The following is a 15888-nucleotide window of genomic DNA, read 5'->3' as shown; positions in this document are numbered from 1 at the left end:
TAAAAAGGAATGCCCGTGATTGATTTACGCAGTGATACCGTCACCCGACCAAGTCGCGCCATGCTCGAAGAGATGATGGCCGCCCCGGTCGGGGACGACGTCTACGGTGATGACCCTACCGTTAATGCCCTCCAGCAATACGCAGCCGAGCTTGCTGGTAAAGAAGCCGCAATTTTCTTACCCACAGGCACTCAGGCGAACCTGGTGGCTCTCCTCAGCCATTGTCAGCGCGGCGAAGAATATATCGCCGGTCAGGGCGCGCATAACTATCTCTACGAAGCGGGTGGCGCAGCGGTACTCGGCAGCATTCAACCGCAACCTATCGACGCCATGCCGGATGGCACTTTGCCGCTTGACAAAGTTGCGGCAAAAATCAAAGCGGACGATATCCATTTTGCCCGCACGCGTCTGCTCAGCCTGGAAAACACCCACAACGGCAAAGTGCTACCACGCGTGTATCTGAAAGAAGCCTGGGAATTTACCCGTGAGCGCAATCTTGCGCTGCATGTCGACGGCGCGCGTATTTTTAACGCCATCGTCGCCTATGGCTGTGAGTTAAAAGATGTCACGCAATACTGCGATTCATTCACCATTTGTCTTTCCAAAGGTTTAGGAACGCCGGTAGGCTCACTGCTGGTCGGCAGCCACGAGTACATCAAGCGCGCCATTCGCTGGCGTAAAATGACCGGTGGCGGAATGCGTCAGGCCGGTATTCTGGCGGCGGCCGGACTGTATGCGCTGAAAAATAACGTGTCGCGCTTACAAGAAGACCATGACAACGCCGCCTGGATGGCGGAACAACTGCGCGAAGCAGGAGCGGACGTCATGCGCCACGACACCAACATGCTGTTTGTCCGCGTTGGCGAAGAACACGCTGCGGCACTGGGCGAGTACATGAAAGCGCAAGGCGTGCTGATTAACGCCTCGCCGATTGTGCGTCTGGTGATGCATCTGGACGTATCGCGTGAACAGCTTGCTGAAGTCGTCGCCCACTGGCGCGCTTTTTTAACCCGCTAAGGAGATGGGCGTGCCGCAACGGATTTTGGTTCTTGGCGCCAGTGGCTACATTGGTCAGCATCTGGTACAGGTGCTCAGTCAGCAAGGGCATCAGGTGCTGGCTGCGGCACGCCGCATCGAGCGACTGGAAAAGCAGCAGTTGGCCAACGTCAGTTGCCATAAGGTCGATTTGAATTGGCCAGATAACCTAACGCCGCTGCTGACCGGCGTTGATACGGTCTATTACCTGGTCCATGGCATGGGAGAAGGCGGTGATTTTATCGCCCATGAGCGCCAGGTAGCAATGAACGTGCGCGATGCGCTACGTGATACGCCAGTCAAACAGCTTATTTTCCTGAGCTCATTACAGGCTCCCCGGCATGAACAATCCGATCATCTGCGTGCGCGACAGATAACCGCGGACACCCTGCGCGAATCAGGCGTGCCGATGACCGAATTGCGCGCTGGTATTATCGTAGGGGCAGGTTCTGCCGCCTTTGAAGTGATGCGCGACATGGTCTACAACCTGCCGGTACTCACCCCTCCGCGCTGGGTGCGCTCGCGTACCACACCTATCGCGCTGGAGAATTTAATGTACTACCTGGTGGCGTTGTTGGACCATCCTACACGCCAACACCGCGTGCTCGAAGCCGCCGGGCCGCAGGTATTGAGCTATCAGGAGCAGTTCGAGCATTTTATGGCGGTCAGCGGTAAACATCGCCTGCTCATCCCTGTCCCCTTTCCTACCCGCTGGATTTCGGTCTGGTTTTTGAACGTCATAACGTCAGTGCCGCCGACCACGGCAAAAGCGCTGATACAGGGGTTAAAACACGACCTGCTGGCCGATGACACCGAATTACGCACGCTGATCCCGCAAAAGCTGATTGCCTTTGATGACGCGGTGCGCAGCACGTTGAAAGAAGAAGAGAAGCTGGTCAATTCCAGCGACTGGGGTTACGACGCGCAGGCATTTGCCCGCTGGCGCCCCGAATATGGCTATTTCGCTAAACAAGCTGGCTTTAGCGTTGAAACCTCCGCCAGTCGGCAGGCGCTGTGGCAGGTGGTGAATCGCCTCGGCGGCAAAGAAGGCTATTTCTTTGGCAATATTTTATGGAAAACGCGCGCGGCGTTGGACCTGCTGGTCGGCCATAAGCTGGCGAAAGGCAGACCGCAACACTCTCTGTTGCAGGTTGGCGATACCGTTGATAGCTGGAAAGTTATCATCGTTGAGCCAGAAAAACAGCTGACGCTGCTGTTTGGGATGAAAGCGCCAGGATTGGGTCGTCTGAGCTTCACGCTGGAAGATAAAGGCGACCACCGACGCATTGATGTCCGCGCCTGGTGGCATCCGCACGGCATGCCAGGTCTTTTCTATTGGCTGCTAATGATCCCGGCGCATCTGTTCATTTTCAGAGGGATGGCGAAGCGTATTGCTAAACTTGCAGAACAAATCACAGACTCATGATAAAAAGAGCCTGTATTCTTTCATGTTTCCCATTGCATACAGACGAAATTCACGGAAGAATGCGCACGACGTTTTTTAAACACAGTGGATTGATATGAAGGTACTGGTTACCGGAGCCACCAGCGGCTTAGGCCGAAACGCGGTTGAGTTTTTATGCAGCAAAGGCGTCAGCGTCAGAGCTACCGGTCGCAACGAAGCGATGGGCAAGCTGCTGGAGAAAATGGGCGCAGAGTTTGTGCATGCCGATTTGACCGAGCTGGTCTCTTCGCAGGCAAAAGTGATGCTCGCCGGTATCGATACGCTGTGGCACTGCTCCAGTTTTACCTCACCCTGGGGAACTCAGGAAGCCTTCGATCTGGCCAACGTTCGCGCAACCCGCCGTCTGGGCGAGTGGGCCGTGGCCTGGGGCGTTCGTAACTTCATTCATATCTCATCACCGTCGCTCTATTTTGATTATCACCACCATCGCGATATCAAAGAGGACTTCCGCCCCCAACGCTTCGCCAATGAATTCGCCCGCAGTAAAGCGGCTGGCGAAGATGTGATTGCGTTGCTGACACAGGCCAACCCGCAGACCCGTTTTACGGTATTGCGTCCGCAAAGCTTGTTCGGACCACACGATAAAGTCTTTATCCCACGCCTGGCCCATATGATGTACCACTACGGCAGCATTCTGTTGCCGCACGGCGGAAGTGCGCTGGTGGATATGACCTACTACGAGAATGCGGTGCACGCGATGTGGCTGGCAAGTCAGCAAGCCTGCGATAATCTGCCGTCGGGTCGTGCGTACAACATTACCAACGGCGAGCATCGCACCCTGCGCAGTATTGTGCAGAAACTCATCGACGAGCTAAATATTGATTGTCGTATCCGCTCCGTACCCTACCCGATGCTGGACATGATTGCCCGCAGCATGGAGCGGTTAGGCAATAAATCGGCGAAAGAGCCAAAGCTTACGCATTACGGCGTCTCGAAGCTGAATTTTGACTTTACGCTGGATACCACCCGCGCTCAGGAAGAATTAGGTTATCAGCCCGTTGTGACGCTGGATGAAGGGATTGAGCGTACCGCGGCCTGGCTGCGTGACCACGGCAAGCTGCCGCGTTAACCCTGCCCGTATTTCTCCAGTAACGCTTCGGCAATCGCCTGAGTTTCTGCATCCGCCACGCCGTTCCACAAGGTCGGGCGGAAGTGCATCTGGAAGGCCATAATCACCCGCCGCTGTTCACGCGGCGTCATTTCAGGTTTTACCTCATAACCATAGCGCGACAGCAGATCGAGCAATGATGAGGTTTCTACCGGTGCATCGGGCGCTCGCCCGGCAAGATAAAACGCCACCCGCTGAGCATCCGGCCACGCGCCAATTCCTTGCGCAGCCAGTTCTTCCCATGGAAACAGTGGACCTGGATCGTCCTTGCGCTGCGGTGCGACATCCGCATGGGCCACCACGTTCTGCGGTTTTATGTCATAACGGGCAATAATATCTTTCGCCAAGGGGATTAACGCCTGAATTTGCGCGGGTTCAAACGGCGCAAAATACTTGCTGCCCGCCGATTTTTGCCAGCCGCGGTTTTCCAGCTCAATGCCGATCGAGGTATCGTTAATTCGCGTAGCGCCGCGCCAGAAGCTAATCCCCGCATGCCAGGCCAGATCTTTTTCCGCTACCAGTTGCCAGATACGCGGTTTGCCGTGGTAGAGCGGCGGCACTGCCGGGATCAGATAGTGCGAGCTGACGTTTTTATCGGTCAGCGTAGCCAGAGAAGAGTCGAAATCATCGGCCGTGTAATGGATAACCAGCACTTTAATGCGCGGGTAAGCAGCCTGTGCCTGACGACGGGTATCTAACTGATACCCGTCTTTGTCGACAATCCCTTTTTCGCCAGCACATCCTACCAGCAGCAGTGTTAATGCCAGCAGAGACAACAAACGCTTCATCGGCGAGTTTTCACCGCGGTGCCGCTGACGCTCACCATCAGCATGCTACCGTCTTTGCCCACGGTTTCGTAATCGATATCGATACCGACTACCGCATCAGCACCGAGCGCTTTTGCCTGTTCACCAAGCTCCTGAAAAGCAATTTCACGCGCTTTACGCAGCTCTTTTTCATACGCGCCGGAGCGACCGCCGACGATATCGCGAATGCCGGCGAAGAAATCGCGGAAGATATTCGCGCCTAAAATGGCTTCGCCAGTCACAACACCGCAGTATTCCACGATGCTCTGCCCTTCCAGCGTAGGGGTAGTCGAAAACTGCATGGTTAATCTCCTTTTTGCGCTAAGAGCACGATCTCAAAAGCATTATCGAACCGATCCACTATCATTGAAAGGATATATTCTTTACACAAAATAATTCGAGTTGCAGGAAGGCGGCAAGAGAGTGAATCCCCAGGAGCATAGATAACTATGTGACTGGGGTGAACGCACGTAGCCAACGCACAAGCAACTTGAAGTATGACATGTAAATCAACGTAGAACACTAATAGTAGAAAGCTAATAAGGAAATCATTATGCGCTACTCGAAACTCTCTCTGCTGGTTCCATGTGCACTACTTCTCAGCGCCTGTACTACCGTAACGCCGGCCTACAAAGATAACGGCACGCGTAGCGGCTCTTGCGTAGAAGGCGGGCCAGACAGCGTGGCTCAACAATTCTATGATTACCGTATTCAGCACCGAAACAATGACATTACTCCCCTTCGTCCGTACCTCAGCGACAACCTGGCGAAACTGCTGAACGATGCCAGCCGTGATAACGCGCATCGCGATCTGTTTAACAGCGATCCGTTCTCTAGTCGCGCTACGTTACCGGACAGTGCCAGCGTCGCCAGCGCATCGACCATTCCGAATAGTGATGCACGCAACATTCCGCTGCGCGTAGAGCTTAAACAGGGTGACCAAAGCTGGCGTGATGAAGTGCTGATGATCCGCGAAGGCCAGTGCTGGGTAATTGACGATGTCCGCTATCTGGGCGGCAGCGTACACGCGCCAGCCGGGACGCTGCGCCAGTCTGTCGAAAACCGCTAACCGCCCCATTCACCCGCCTGAATCATAACCCCCATAAATTGTCTGGCATTCTGCATAGAATGCCGACAATTATTCTTGCCCACTGGTGGCCCCGCTATTTTGTGCTATGTTTAGATAAGAATGCGGTTTGCATTTAACTTTTAACGCATAAATATTGCATAACTATTCTGTCAAAGGTAGTATCTGCGGCTTCAATAGCTATCAGACTGCCAGTATCGAGTGTCAATGAGTATTCAATTAAACGGCATTAACTGCTTCTACGGCGCACATCAGGCGCTGTTCGATATCACGCTGGATTGCCCTCAGGGTGAAACACTGGTGTTACTTGGCCCAAGTGGAGCCGGGAAAAGCTCGCTGCTGCGCGTACTCAACCTGCTTGAGATGCCGCGCTCGGGCACACTCTCTATTGCGGGAAACCGTTTCGACTTCACGAAGACCCCATCAGACAAAGCCATTCGGGAGCTGCGTCAGAACGTGGGCATGGTCTTCCAGCAATACAACCTTTGGCCGCATCTCACGGTTGTGCAGAATCTGATTGAAGCGCCCTGCCGCGTACTGGGTCTGACAAAAGATCAAGCGCTGGCGCGTGCCGAAAAATTGCTGGAACGTCTGCGCCTGAAGCCGTACAGCGATCGCTACCCACTGCATCTCTCCGGTGGCCAGCAACAGCGTGTGGCCATTGCCCGTGCGTTGATGATGGAGCCGCAGGTGCTGCTGTTTGATGAACCTACCGCAGCGCTTGATCCGGAAATTACTGCCCAAATCGTCAGCATCATTCGTGAACTGGCGGAAACTAACATTACTCAGGTGATCGTCACCCACGAAGTGGAAGTTGCACGTAAAACGGCCAGCCGTGTGGTGTATATGGAAAACGGTCATATCGTCGAGTTTGGGGATGCGAGCTGCTTTGCCAACCCGCAAACCGAAGCGTTTAAAAACTATCTCTCTCACTAAGATTCGGGACAATACAATGAAAAAAGTTCTGATTGCCGCGCTAATCGCAGGTTTTAGCCTTTCCGCTACCGCAGCCCAAACCATCCGTTTCGCCACCGAAGCGTCTTATCCTCCGTTTGAATCTATTGATGCGAATAACAAAATCGTAGGGTTTGACGTTGATCTGGCGAATGCGCTGTGTAAAGAGATTGACGCGACCTGTACCTTCACCAATCAGGCCTTCGACAGCCTGATCCCGAGCCTGAAATTCCGTCGTTTTGACGCGGTGATGGCCGGTATGGACATCACGCCAGAGCGTGAAAAACAGGTTCTGTTCACCACCCCGTATTACGACAACTCTGCCCTGTTTGTTGGTCAACAGGGTAAATACACCAGCATTGACCAGTTGAAAGGCAAAAAAGTCGGTGTACAAAACGGTACTACGCACCAGAAATTCATCATGGATAAACATCCGGAAGTGACCACCGTACCGTATGACAGCTACCAGAATGCCAAACTCGATCTGCAAAATGGTCGTATTGACGGCGTATTTGGTGATACCGCAGTGGTGACCGAATGGCTGAAAGACAATCCAAAGCTGGCCGCTGTTGGCGACAAAGTGACGGATAAAGATTACTTCGGTACGGGTCTGGGCATCGCTGTGCGCCAGGGCAATACCGAGCTGCAGCAGAAATTTAACGCTGCGCTGGAAAAAGTGAAGAAAGATGGGACTTACGAGACCATCTACAACAAATGGTTCCAGAAGTAATACTTGATGAATGAATTTTTTCCTTTAGCAAGCGCCGCCGGGATGACCGTCGGCCTTGCCGTTTGTGCGCTGATTATTGGCCTCGCGCTCGCCATGTTTTTTGCCGTCTGGGAGTCAGTAAAATGGCGTCCAGTGGCATGGACGGGTTCAGCTCTGGTCACCATCCTGCGTGGTCTGCCGGAAATTCTGGTGGTTCTGTTCATCTATTTCGGCTCTTCACAGCTGCTGCTGACGCTGGCCGATGGCTTTACGATCAATCTCGGGTTTGTACAAATCCCGGTTCAGATGCAGATCGAAAACTTTGACGTCAGCCCGTTCCTGTGCGGTGTGATTGCGCTGTCATTGCTGTATGCGGCTTACGCGTCGCAAACGCTGCGTGGCGCGCTGAAGGCCGTACCACTCGGACAATGGGAATCAGGTCAGGCGTTGGGTTTGTCTAAAGCCGCGATCTTCTTCCGCCTGGTGATGCCGCAGATGTGGCGCCACGCTCTGCCGGGACTGGGTAACCAGTGGCTGGTATTGCTGAAAGATACCGCGCTGGTCAGCCTTATCAGCGTGAACGATCTGATGCTGCAAACCAAAAGCATTGCCACCCGTACCCAGGAGCCGTTTACCTGGTACATTGTGGCGGCGGCTATTTACCTGGTGATTACGCTGGTGAGTCAGTACATTCTCAAACGCATTGACCTGCGCGCGACACGATTTGAGCGGAGACCAGGCTGATGCTTGAGTATTTACCTGAATTGTTAAAAGGGCTGCATACCAGCCTGACGCTGACGGTCGCCTCCATCGTAGTTGCTCTGGTGCTGGCGCTGGTTTTCACCGTCATCCTGACGCTAAAAACGCCGATTGTGGTCTGGTTGGTTCGCGCCTATATCACGTTGTTTACCGGTACTCCGCTGCTGGTGCAAATCTTCCTGATCTACTACGGGCCAGGGCAGTTCCCGACGCTACAGGAGTATCCGGTACTGTGGCACCTGCTCTCTGAACCGTGGCTGTGCGCCTTAATTGCGCTATCGTTAAACAGTGCGGCTTATACCACCCAGCTGTTCTACGGTGCTATCCGCGCAATCCCGGAAGGCCAGTGGCAGTCCTGTGGAGCGTTGGGGATGAGTAAGAAGGATACGCTGGCGATTCTGTTGCCGTACGCCTTTAAACGCGCCCTCTCCTCGTATTCTAACGAAGTGGTGCTGGTGTTTAAAAGTACCTCACTGGCATACACCATCACGCTGATGGAAGTCATGGGCTATAGTCAGCTGCTGTATGGTCGCACTTATGACGTCATGGTTTTCGGCGCGGCGGGTGTGATTTACCTGATCGTCAACGGTTTGCTGACGCTGATGATGCGCTTGATCGAACGTAAAGCGCTGGCGTTTGAACACCGGAATTAAATCGGTTTTTATGTCTGATGGCGCTACGCTTATCAGGCTACGATTCATCTTCCGTTGTACACTCTCCGGTGAATATGCATAAAGCCAAAATAAAAAAGACGGACAACAACCTAAATTGTCCGTCTTTTTTTATATCTTTAAAAATAACTAATCATTTTTATTGCATATAAATTCATTAAATGGCATTGTTAATTCACGCCGCAGACACGGTAAATAATCATAAGATTGACAGACGGGAGTTCCACCATGAAAAAGTTAGTACTGGCCGCATTACTTGCTACTTTCGCCGCAGGCGCCTCAGCTGCTGATAAAATTAGTTTCGGTGTATCAGCGACTTATCCGCCATTTGAGTCACTGGATGCAAGCAATAAAATTGTCGGTTTTGACATCGACCTGGCAACGGCACTGTGCAAACAAATGCAGGCTGACTGTACTTTCACCAATCATGCTTTTGATAGCTTGATTCCCGCGCTGAAATTCAAAAAATATGATGCGGTGATTTCCGGAATGGACATCACGCCTGAGCGTAGCAAGCAGGTGGCATTTACTCAGCCTTACTATGCAAACTCCGCGCTGGTGATTGCGAAAAAAGACACCTATAAAACCTTTGCCGACCTGAAAGGGAAACGCATTGGCATGGAAAACGGCACCACGCACCAGAAATACCTGCAGGACAAACACCCTGAAGTGAAAACCGTGGCCTACGACAGCTATCAGAATGCGATTATCGACCTGAAAAATGGTCGTATTGATGGCGTATTTGGCGATACCGCCGTGGTTAACGAGTGGCTGAAAACCAACCCGCAGTTAGGCGTAGCCACTGACAAAGTGACCGACACACAATACTTCGGTACTGGTCTTGGCATTGCGGTTCGCCCGGATAACAAAGCCCTGCTGGAAAAACTGAATAGCGCGCTGGCCGCAATCAAAGCTGACGGCACGTACCAAAAAATCAGCGATCAGTGGTTCCCACAGTAACGTCTGCCCAATCTGAAAAGCCGCATTCTGCGGCTTTTTTTATCTCTTCGCCTTCGCTTTCAGTCAGTTCTTACGCCATAAACCCATTCCTGGCGTACACTTGTTAAAACGAAAAAAAGTGAGGCAAACGGATGATAGCGTTCCCTGCCAGTTTACTGATCCTCAACGGAAAAAGTGCTGATAATCTTCCCCTGCGTGATGTCATTGCAGAGCTACGCGATGAAGGCGTGGAAATCCATGTTCGCGTTACCTGGGAAAAAGGCGACGCCCAACGCTACGTTGATGAAGCTCGCCAGTTAGGTGTTGCAACGGTGATTGCCGGCGGCGGCGACGGCACAATTAACGAAGTCTCGACGGCGCTGATCCAGTCGCAGGGCGGCAATATCCCGGCGCTAGGTATTTTACCGTTGGGAACGGCGAATGATTTTGCAACCAGCGTAGGCATACCCGACGCCCTTGATAAGGCGTTAAAACTGGCTATCGCCGGAAATGCGACTGATATCGATATGGTTCAGGTCAATGATAAAACCTGTTTTATCAATATGGCGACCGGCGGCTTCGGCACACGCATCACCAGCGAGACGCCAGAAAAACTCAAGGCCGCATTAGGTGGCGTATCGTACTTTATTCACGGATTAATGCGCATGGATACGCTCAAACCCGACATCTGCGACATTCGTGGGGAAGATTTTCACTGGCAGGGTAAGGCGCTGGTCATTGGTATCGGTAATGGTCGTCAGGCCGGTGGTGGGCAACAGCTTTGCCCAACGGCGCTGATCAACGATGGTCTGCTGCAACTGCGTATTTTTACCGGCGAAGAGCTGCTGCCAGGGCTGCTTTCGGCGCTCACGCAATCCGAAGACAACCCTAACATCATCGAAGGCGCATCATCGTGGTTTGATATCCGCGCCCCGCATGAAATTACGTTTAATCTCGATGGCGAACCGCTTAGCGGACAAGAATTTCATATTGAAATCCTGCCCGCAGCGCTACGTTGCAGACTGCCGCCGGGTTGTCCGCTACTGCGTTAACACGACGACACCCCAACTGGGATCAGGCAATGGTGACTTTGCTGTCCAGATAAACATCCTGCACGGCGTTAATCAGCTTAACGCCGTCAGCCATGGTTTTCTTGAATGCTTTTCGTCCAAGAATCAGCCCCATGCCGCCAGCACGTTTGTTAATCACCGCCGTACGTACCGCATCGCTCAGATCGGTTTCGCCGCCAGCCGCACCGCCAGAGTTAATTAATCCGGCGCGCCCCATATAGCAGTTCGCCAGTTGATAACGCACCAGATCAATTGGGTTGTCGCTGGTCAGCTTGCTGTAAACGCGATCGTCGGTGTAGCCAAAGTTGACTGCTTTATACCCGCCGTTATTTTCCGCCATTTTCTGCTTAACGATATCCGCCCCGATAGTGGCTGCCAGATGGTTAGCCTGCCCGGTGAGATCGGCGGAAACATGGTAATCCACGCCATCTTTTTTAAACGCGGAGTTACGCAGATACGCCCATAGCACGGTGACCATCCCCAGTTCATGAGCGCGCTCGAACGCCGCAGAAATCTCTTCAATCTGGCGACGGGACTCCTCTGAACCGAAATAGATGGTTGCCCCTACCGCAACCGCGCCCATATTGAATGCCTGTTCTACGCTGGCATACAGCGTCTGGTCAAACGTATTGGGGTAGCTCAGCGTTTCGTTGTGGTTAATTTTTACAAGAAACGGAATGCGGTGCGCGTAGCGACGGGAGACGGAAGCCAGCACGCCATAGGTCGATGCCACGCAGTTACACCCTGCTTCGATAGCCAGTTCCACAATATTCTTCGGATCAAAGTACAGCGGGTTAGCCGCAAACGATGCCCCCGCGGAGTGTTCCACGCCCTGATCCACCGGTAGAATTGACAGATAACCTGTCCCAGCCAGTCGGCCCGTGTTATACAGCGTTTGCATATTACGCAGCACCGCTGGCGGACGGTTGTTATCCACCATCACGCGATCGACGTAATCATGTCCAGGCAGGTAAAGTTGGTCAGAAGGAATGGTCATACAACGATGCTGTAAAAGGTTGTCGGCATCTTTGCCAAGCAACTGCGCAATATCAGTCATAGCTATGCTCCCGTAAGTTCCGATTTGAAACCGGAATGTGGATTGTCCTGACCCGCTTTGTTGCGGGCAGCAATAAGCCTGGTACCGACTGCGTTTTTTTTCCATCTTTAGCGCACTTTTCAGCAACTTCTGCTGGCTCGATTCAGGAAGAAATAATGTTAAGGCGGTCAAATTTAGACCTCAAAGGTATTTTAAAGGTATTATCGAATGGTACTATCAGTGCGTACCTTACCTGTCATGAAGGATTTAAAGATGAAAACTACAGTTAAGCTGTCGTTCATGATGTTTATAGAGTGGTTTATCTGGGGCGCCTGGTTTGTACCGCTGTGGCTGTGGCTGAGTAAAAGTGGCTTTAGCGCCGGGGAGATCGGCTGGTCCTACGCCTGTACCGCGATTGCTGCGATCCTGTCGCCCATCCTGGTCGGTTCTGTCACTGACCGTTTTTTCTCCGCGCAAAAAGTGCTGGCGGTGCTGATGTTCGTCGGCGCTATTTTGATGTACTTCGCCGCCCAGCAAACCACCTTCAGCGGATTTTTCCCACTGTTACTGGCCTATTCGTTGACCTATATGCCGACGATTGCGCTGACTAACAGTATCGCTTTTGCCAATGTCAGTGACGTTGAACGTGATTTCCCGCGCATCCGTGTAATGGGGACCATTGGCTGGATCGCCTCTGGTTTGGCCTGCGGTTTCTTACCGCAAATGCTTGGCTATAGTGACATCTCCCCTACCAATATTCCTCTGCTAATCACTGCCGGAAGCTCGGCTCTGTTGGGCGTCTTTGCGTTCTTTTTACCGGATACACCGCCGAAAAGTACCGGCAAAATGGATTTCAAGGTCATGCTGGGTCTGGATGCGCTGATCCTGCTGCGGGATAAGAACTTCCTCGTCTTTTTCTTTTGCTCTTTTCTGTTCGCGATGCCGCTGGCGTTCTATTACATCTTCGCCAACGGTTATCTGACAGAAGTCGGGATGAAAAACGCCACCGGCTGGATGACGCTGGGCCAGTTCTCTGAAATCTTCTTTATGCTAGCGCTACCGTTTTTCACCAAACGCTTTGGCATTAAAAAGGTATTGCTGCTTGGTCTTATTACTGCAGCTATCCGCTACGGATTTTTCGTTTACGGCGGCGCGGAAGAATATTTCACTTACGCTCTGCTGTTTCTCGGCATTCTGCTGCACGGCGTCAGTTACGACTTCTACTACGTCACAGCCTACATTTATGTCGATAAAAAAGCGCCCGTACATATGCGCACCGCGGCGCAAGGGCTTATCACCCTCTGCTGTCAGGGATTCGGTAGCCTGCTCGGTTATCGTCTGGGCGGCGTGATGATGGAAAAAATGTTTGCTTATCAGGAACCGGTGAATGGCCTTACCTTTAACTGGGCTGGCATGTGGGGATTTGGCGCGGTCATGATCGCCGTCATTGCCGTAATGTTTATGATTTTCTTTCGCGAGTCAGATAAAGAAATCACCGCCATTAAGGTGGACGATCGCGATGTAGCGTTGAAACAAGGGGAAGTAAAATGAAAGCAGAACGTATTCTCGGTGCTCTTTATGGGCAGGCGTTAGGGGATGCGATGGGTATGCCGTCGGAACTGTGGCCAAGAACCCGGGTTAAAGCCCATTTCGGTTGGATCGACCGTTTTTTACCCGGCCCTGCGGAGAATAATGCCGCCTGCTATTTTAACCAGGCGGAGTTCACTGATGACACCTCCATGGCGCTGTGTCTGGCTGATGCCCTGCTTGAGTGCGACGGAGAGATTGTACCCGACGTTATTGGCCGCAATATTCTGGCCTGGGCCGAACGTTTTGATGCTTTTAATAAAAACGTGCTCGGCCCGACCTCAAAAATTGCCCTAAAAGCCATTCGCGACGGCAAACCTGTCGCCGAACTGGAAAATAACGGCGTTACCAACGGAGCGGCAATGCGCGTTTCACCGCTGGGATGTCTGCTCCCCGCGCGCGATCTCGATGCCTTTATCGATGATGTGGCATTAGCCTCCAGCCCGACGCATAAATCGGATTTGGCTATCGCTGGCGCAGTGGTGGTCGCGTGGGCGGTATCACGCGCTATCGACGGCGGAAAATGGTCAGAGATTGTCGACGCGCTGCCAGCCATTGCCCGGCATGCGCAGCAAAAAAGGATCACTACCTTTAGCGCATCGCTCTCTGCACGCCTTGAACTGGCGCTGAAAATTGTCCGTAACGCTGACGGCATTGAATCTGCCTGCGAGCAGTTGTATCAGGTTGTAGGGGCCGGAACCAGTACCATTGAATCCGTGCCATGCGCCATCGCTATGGTTGAGCTGGCGCAGACCGATCCTAACCGCTGCGCCATTCTGTGCGCGAACCTCGGGGGCGATACCGACACCATCGGGGCGATGGCAACTGCCATTTGTGGCGCGCTCCACGGCGTAAGTGCGATTAATCCGGCATTGAAACATGAGCTCGATGCGGTAAATCAGCTGGACTTTATCCGCTACGCCAGTGGATTGATGCGACTGCGCGAGCAGCGGGAGGCACTATGAGCACCACGCGTCTGCAACAACTTCTCCCGCAGTTACGCACACAGCGACCCGTTACGGTGGTGGGTGCGGCGGTGATTGATGTCATTGCCGATGCGTATGCCCTTCCCTGGCGCGGATGTGACATTGAACTCAAACAGCAAGGGGTGAACGTTGGCGGCTGCGCGCTCAATATCGCCGTAGCACTCAAGCGGTTAGGTATCGAGGCCAGTAATGCTTTACCGCTGGGTCAGGGAGTGTGGGCCGATATTATCCGCAACCGGATGGCAAAAGAGGGACTGCACAGCCTGATCGATAACGCCGCAGGCGATAACGGCTGGTGTCTGGCTCTGGTCGAGCCGGATGGAGAACGTACCTTTATGTCCTTTAGTGGCGTCGAAAATCAGTGGAACGCTGACTGGCTGGCACAGCTGGAGATCCCACGTCACAGCCTGGTTTATCTCTCGGGCTATCAGTTAGCCTCTCCGTGTGGTGAGTTGCTGGTGCATTGGCTGGAAGGGCTGGAGGAAGTGACGCCGTTTATCGATTTTGGCCCACGCATCGGCGACATTCCCGAGCCCTTACTGGCAAGAATTATGGCCTGCCGTCCACTGGTATCGCTCAATCGGCAGGAGGCGGAAATTGCCGCCGAGCGGTTTGCATTAAGCCAGGATATAGAAGGTTTTGGCGCACAATGGGTGCAACGTTTTGCCACACCGGTGGTGGTACGCCACGATAAAGACGGTGCGTGGTATTTCAGCACGCAAACTTCCGGTTGCATACCGGCATTTGCGACAGCAGTCGTTGATACCATTGGCGCTGGTGACAGCCACGCTGGCGGCATGCTGGCGGGACTGGCGTCTGGCTGGTCGCTGGCTGACGCTGTACTGCTTGGAAACGCCGTGGCGTCCTGGGTGGTAGGGCATCGCGGGGGCGATTGCGCCCCTACGCGCGAGGCGTTACTCCTCGCACACAAACACGTATAGATCGCTTCGACAATAGCTGATGCTGTATTCAATGGGCCGTTGCTGCTGGTCAAGCGCTACCTGCTTGATCACCAGCACCGGCACTTTGCTGTCCATTTGAATGTGCGCCTGGAACTCTGCGTCAGGCATTCGGGCACTGACACGTGAGCGGGTGCGCTGCGGGAAAATATGCTGGCTGCGAAAATAGTCATACAGTGAAACGCCGATGGCATCCACGTCATGAATTAGATGGGCAGGAACCCATGACTCTTCAATAGAAACCGCATCTTCATCTACGTAGCGAATGCGCTTGAGCAGGAAGACGTCACTCCCCGTGGCAACAGCCAGCTGCTGCGCTACCTCTTCCGGGCAAGGCACAATCCGCTTGTTAACCCACAGCGTATCTGGTTTTTTACCGCGCAACACCACCTGCTGTGAAAAACCACGCGCTTCTTTTAGCGAATACTCGAAGATGTTGTTGATCTGCGTCCCGTAACCGCGGGCGCGCGTCACGACGCCTTCTTCTTCCAGGGCTTGCATCGCCTTACGAACCGTAATTCGCGAAACGCCGGTTAACTGGCTGAGATCGCGCTCGCCAGGCAGGATGTTTCCATGCTCCAGAATCCCGCTGCGCACAGCGTTTTTCACCGTTTGCGCAAATTTCATATACAGCGGCGTGTTATCTGCCGCGGAAATACGTTCATTCAGTTGCGCGATAAGCTGGGTATGCGCTTGTTCCATTTATCTTTTTCCTGC

Annotated in this window: 17 protein-coding genes; 13 read left to right on the top strand and 4 right to left on the bottom strand. The window is 53.1% G+C overall.

Features of this window, described 5'->3' with window-relative positions; translation table 11 throughout:
- The first annotated feature begins 15 nt into the window (after positions 1–15).
- The 3 genes from ltaE (at position 16) to OGW44_RS11685 (ending at position 3569) form a co-directional block, all read left to right on the top strand.
- Positions 16–1017: a low-specificity L-threonine aldolase gene (gene ltaE / locus OGW44_RS11695; protein WP_115190453.1), complete on the top strand. Its 1002-nt coding sequence runs from the start codon at positions 16–18 to the stop codon at positions 1015–1017.
- Positions 1018–1027: 10 nt separating this feature from the next.
- Positions 1028–2461 (top strand): SDR family oxidoreductase, encoded by a 1434-nt coding sequence (locus OGW44_RS11690; RefSeq protein ID WP_185654849.1) that lies wholly within the window; start codon positions 1028–1030, stop codon positions 2459–2461.
- Between the two features lie 94 nt (positions 2462–2555).
- Entirely contained in the window at positions 2556–3569 is a 1014-nt protein-coding gene (locus OGW44_RS11685; RefSeq protein ID WP_016153664.1) for a 3-beta-hydroxysteroid dehydrogenase, read from the top strand.
- On the opposite strand, the gene OGW44_RS11680 is transcribed toward OGW44_RS11685, so the two are convergent.
- Both OGW44_RS11680 and OGW44_RS11675 read right to left on the bottom strand, forming a co-directional pair.
- A complete protein-coding gene (locus OGW44_RS11680) occupies positions 3566–4396 on the bottom strand; it encodes an N-acetylmuramoyl-L-alanine amidase (protein ID WP_065554093.1) in 831 nt (276 codons plus the stop codon). The two genes, OGW44_RS11685 and OGW44_RS11680, sit on opposite strands and share 4 nt — an antisense overlap.
- Complete coding sequence (locus OGW44_RS11675; RefSeq protein ID WP_001160725.1) at positions 4393–4716, bottom strand: heavy metal-binding domain-containing protein; 324 nt, start codon at positions 4714–4716, stop codon at positions 4393–4395. The genes OGW44_RS11680 and OGW44_RS11675 overlap by 4 nt, the downstream gene beginning before the upstream one ends.
- A 251-nt stretch (positions 4717–4967) precedes the next feature.
- On the opposite strand from OGW44_RS11675, the gene OGW44_RS11670 reads away from it, so the two are divergent.
- The 7 genes from OGW44_RS11670 (at position 4968) to yegS (ending at position 10585) form a co-directional block, all read left to right on the top strand.
- Positions 4968–5483 (top strand): lipoprotein, encoded by a 516-nt coding sequence (locus OGW44_RS11670; protein WP_019077200.1) that lies wholly within the window; start codon positions 4968–4970, stop codon positions 5481–5483.
- A gap of 225 nt (positions 5484–5708) precedes the next feature.
- Complete coding sequence (gene artP, locus OGW44_RS11665) at positions 5709–6437, top strand: arginine ABC transporter ATP-binding protein ArtP (RefSeq protein WP_016156950.1); 729 nt, start codon at positions 5709–5711, stop codon at positions 6435–6437.
- A 16-nt stretch (positions 6438–6453) separates the two neighbouring features.
- Positions 6454–7185: an arginine ABC transporter substrate-binding protein ArtI gene (gene artI, locus OGW44_RS11660; protein ID WP_003027298.1), complete on the top strand. Its 732-nt coding sequence runs from the start codon at positions 6454–6456 to the stop codon at positions 7183–7185.
- 6 nt (positions 7186–7191) lie between these two features.
- Positions 7192–7908: an arginine ABC transporter permease ArtQ gene (gene artQ, locus OGW44_RS11655; protein WP_016153668.1), complete on the top strand. Its 717-nt coding sequence runs from the start codon at positions 7192–7194 to the stop codon at positions 7906–7908.
- Positions 7908–8576 carry an arginine ABC transporter permease ArtM gene (gene artM, locus OGW44_RS11650; RefSeq protein WP_016153669.1) on the top strand — a complete coding sequence of 223 codons (669 nt, stop codon included), beginning with the start codon at positions 7908–7910 and terminating at the stop codon, positions 8574–8576. The genes artQ and artM overlap by 1 nt, the downstream gene beginning before the upstream one ends.
- 246 nt (positions 8577–8822) lie before the next feature.
- A complete protein-coding gene (gene artJ / locus OGW44_RS11645) occupies positions 8823–9554 on the top strand; it encodes an arginine ABC transporter substrate-binding protein ArtJ (RefSeq protein ID WP_185654850.1) in 732 nt (243 codons plus the stop codon).
- Positions 9555–9685: 131 nt separating this feature from the next.
- On the top strand, positions 9686–10585 hold the full coding sequence (gene yegS, locus OGW44_RS11640; protein ID WP_046275436.1) for a lipid kinase YegS: 900 nt from the start codon (positions 9686–9688) through the stop codon (positions 10583–10585).
- A 22-nt stretch (positions 10586–10607) separates the two neighbouring features.
- Here the strand turns inward: yegS and fbaB are convergent, their stop codons facing one another.
- Positions 10608–11660, bottom strand: coding sequence for a class I fructose-bisphosphate aldolase (fbaB, locus tag OGW44_RS11635; protein ID WP_016153672.1), 1053 nt, complete (start codon positions 11658–11660; stop codon positions 10608–10610).
- Positions 11661–11912: 252 nt separating this feature from the next.
- Here fbaB and OGW44_RS11630 point away from each other — a divergent pair, with 252 nt between their 5' ends.
- Genes OGW44_RS11630 through OGW44_RS11620 form a run of 3 tightly spaced genes read left to right on the top strand, consistent with a single transcriptional unit; the run spans position 11913 to position 15153 of the window.
- Complete coding sequence (locus OGW44_RS11630) at positions 11913–13190, top strand: nucleoside permease (protein WP_049269027.1); 1278 nt, start codon at positions 11913–11915, stop codon at positions 13188–13190.
- Positions 13187–14191: an ADP-ribosylglycohydrolase family protein gene (locus OGW44_RS11625; protein ID WP_019077202.1), complete on the top strand. Its 1005-nt coding sequence runs from the start codon at positions 13187–13189 to the stop codon at positions 14189–14191. Before OGW44_RS11630 ends, OGW44_RS11625 begins: the two co-directional genes overlap by 4 nt.
- The gene (locus OGW44_RS11620; RefSeq protein WP_019077203.1) at positions 14188–15153 is read left to right on the top strand and encodes a PfkB family carbohydrate kinase; all 966 of its coding nucleotides are present in this window, start codon (positions 14188–14190) and stop codon (positions 15151–15153) included. The genes OGW44_RS11625 and OGW44_RS11620 overlap by 4 nt, the downstream gene beginning before the upstream one ends.
- On the opposite strand, the gene OGW44_RS11615 is transcribed toward OGW44_RS11620, so the two are convergent.
- The gene (locus OGW44_RS11615; protein ID WP_016153677.1) at positions 15127–15873 is read right to left on the bottom strand and encodes a GntR family transcriptional regulator; all 747 of its coding nucleotides are present in this window, start codon (positions 15871–15873) and stop codon (positions 15127–15129) included. The genes OGW44_RS11620 and OGW44_RS11615 overlap by 27 nt on opposite strands.
- Between the last annotated feature and the right edge of the window lie 15 nt (positions 15874–15888).

The sequence above is a fragment of the Citrobacter sp. Cb023 genome, from assembly GCF_030336805.1.
In the GTDB taxonomy this organism is placed as follows: Bacteria; Pseudomonadota; Gammaproteobacteria; order Enterobacterales; family Enterobacteriaceae; genus Citrobacter; species Citrobacter braakii.
This window is presented reverse-complemented; position numbering and strand designations above follow the sequence as displayed.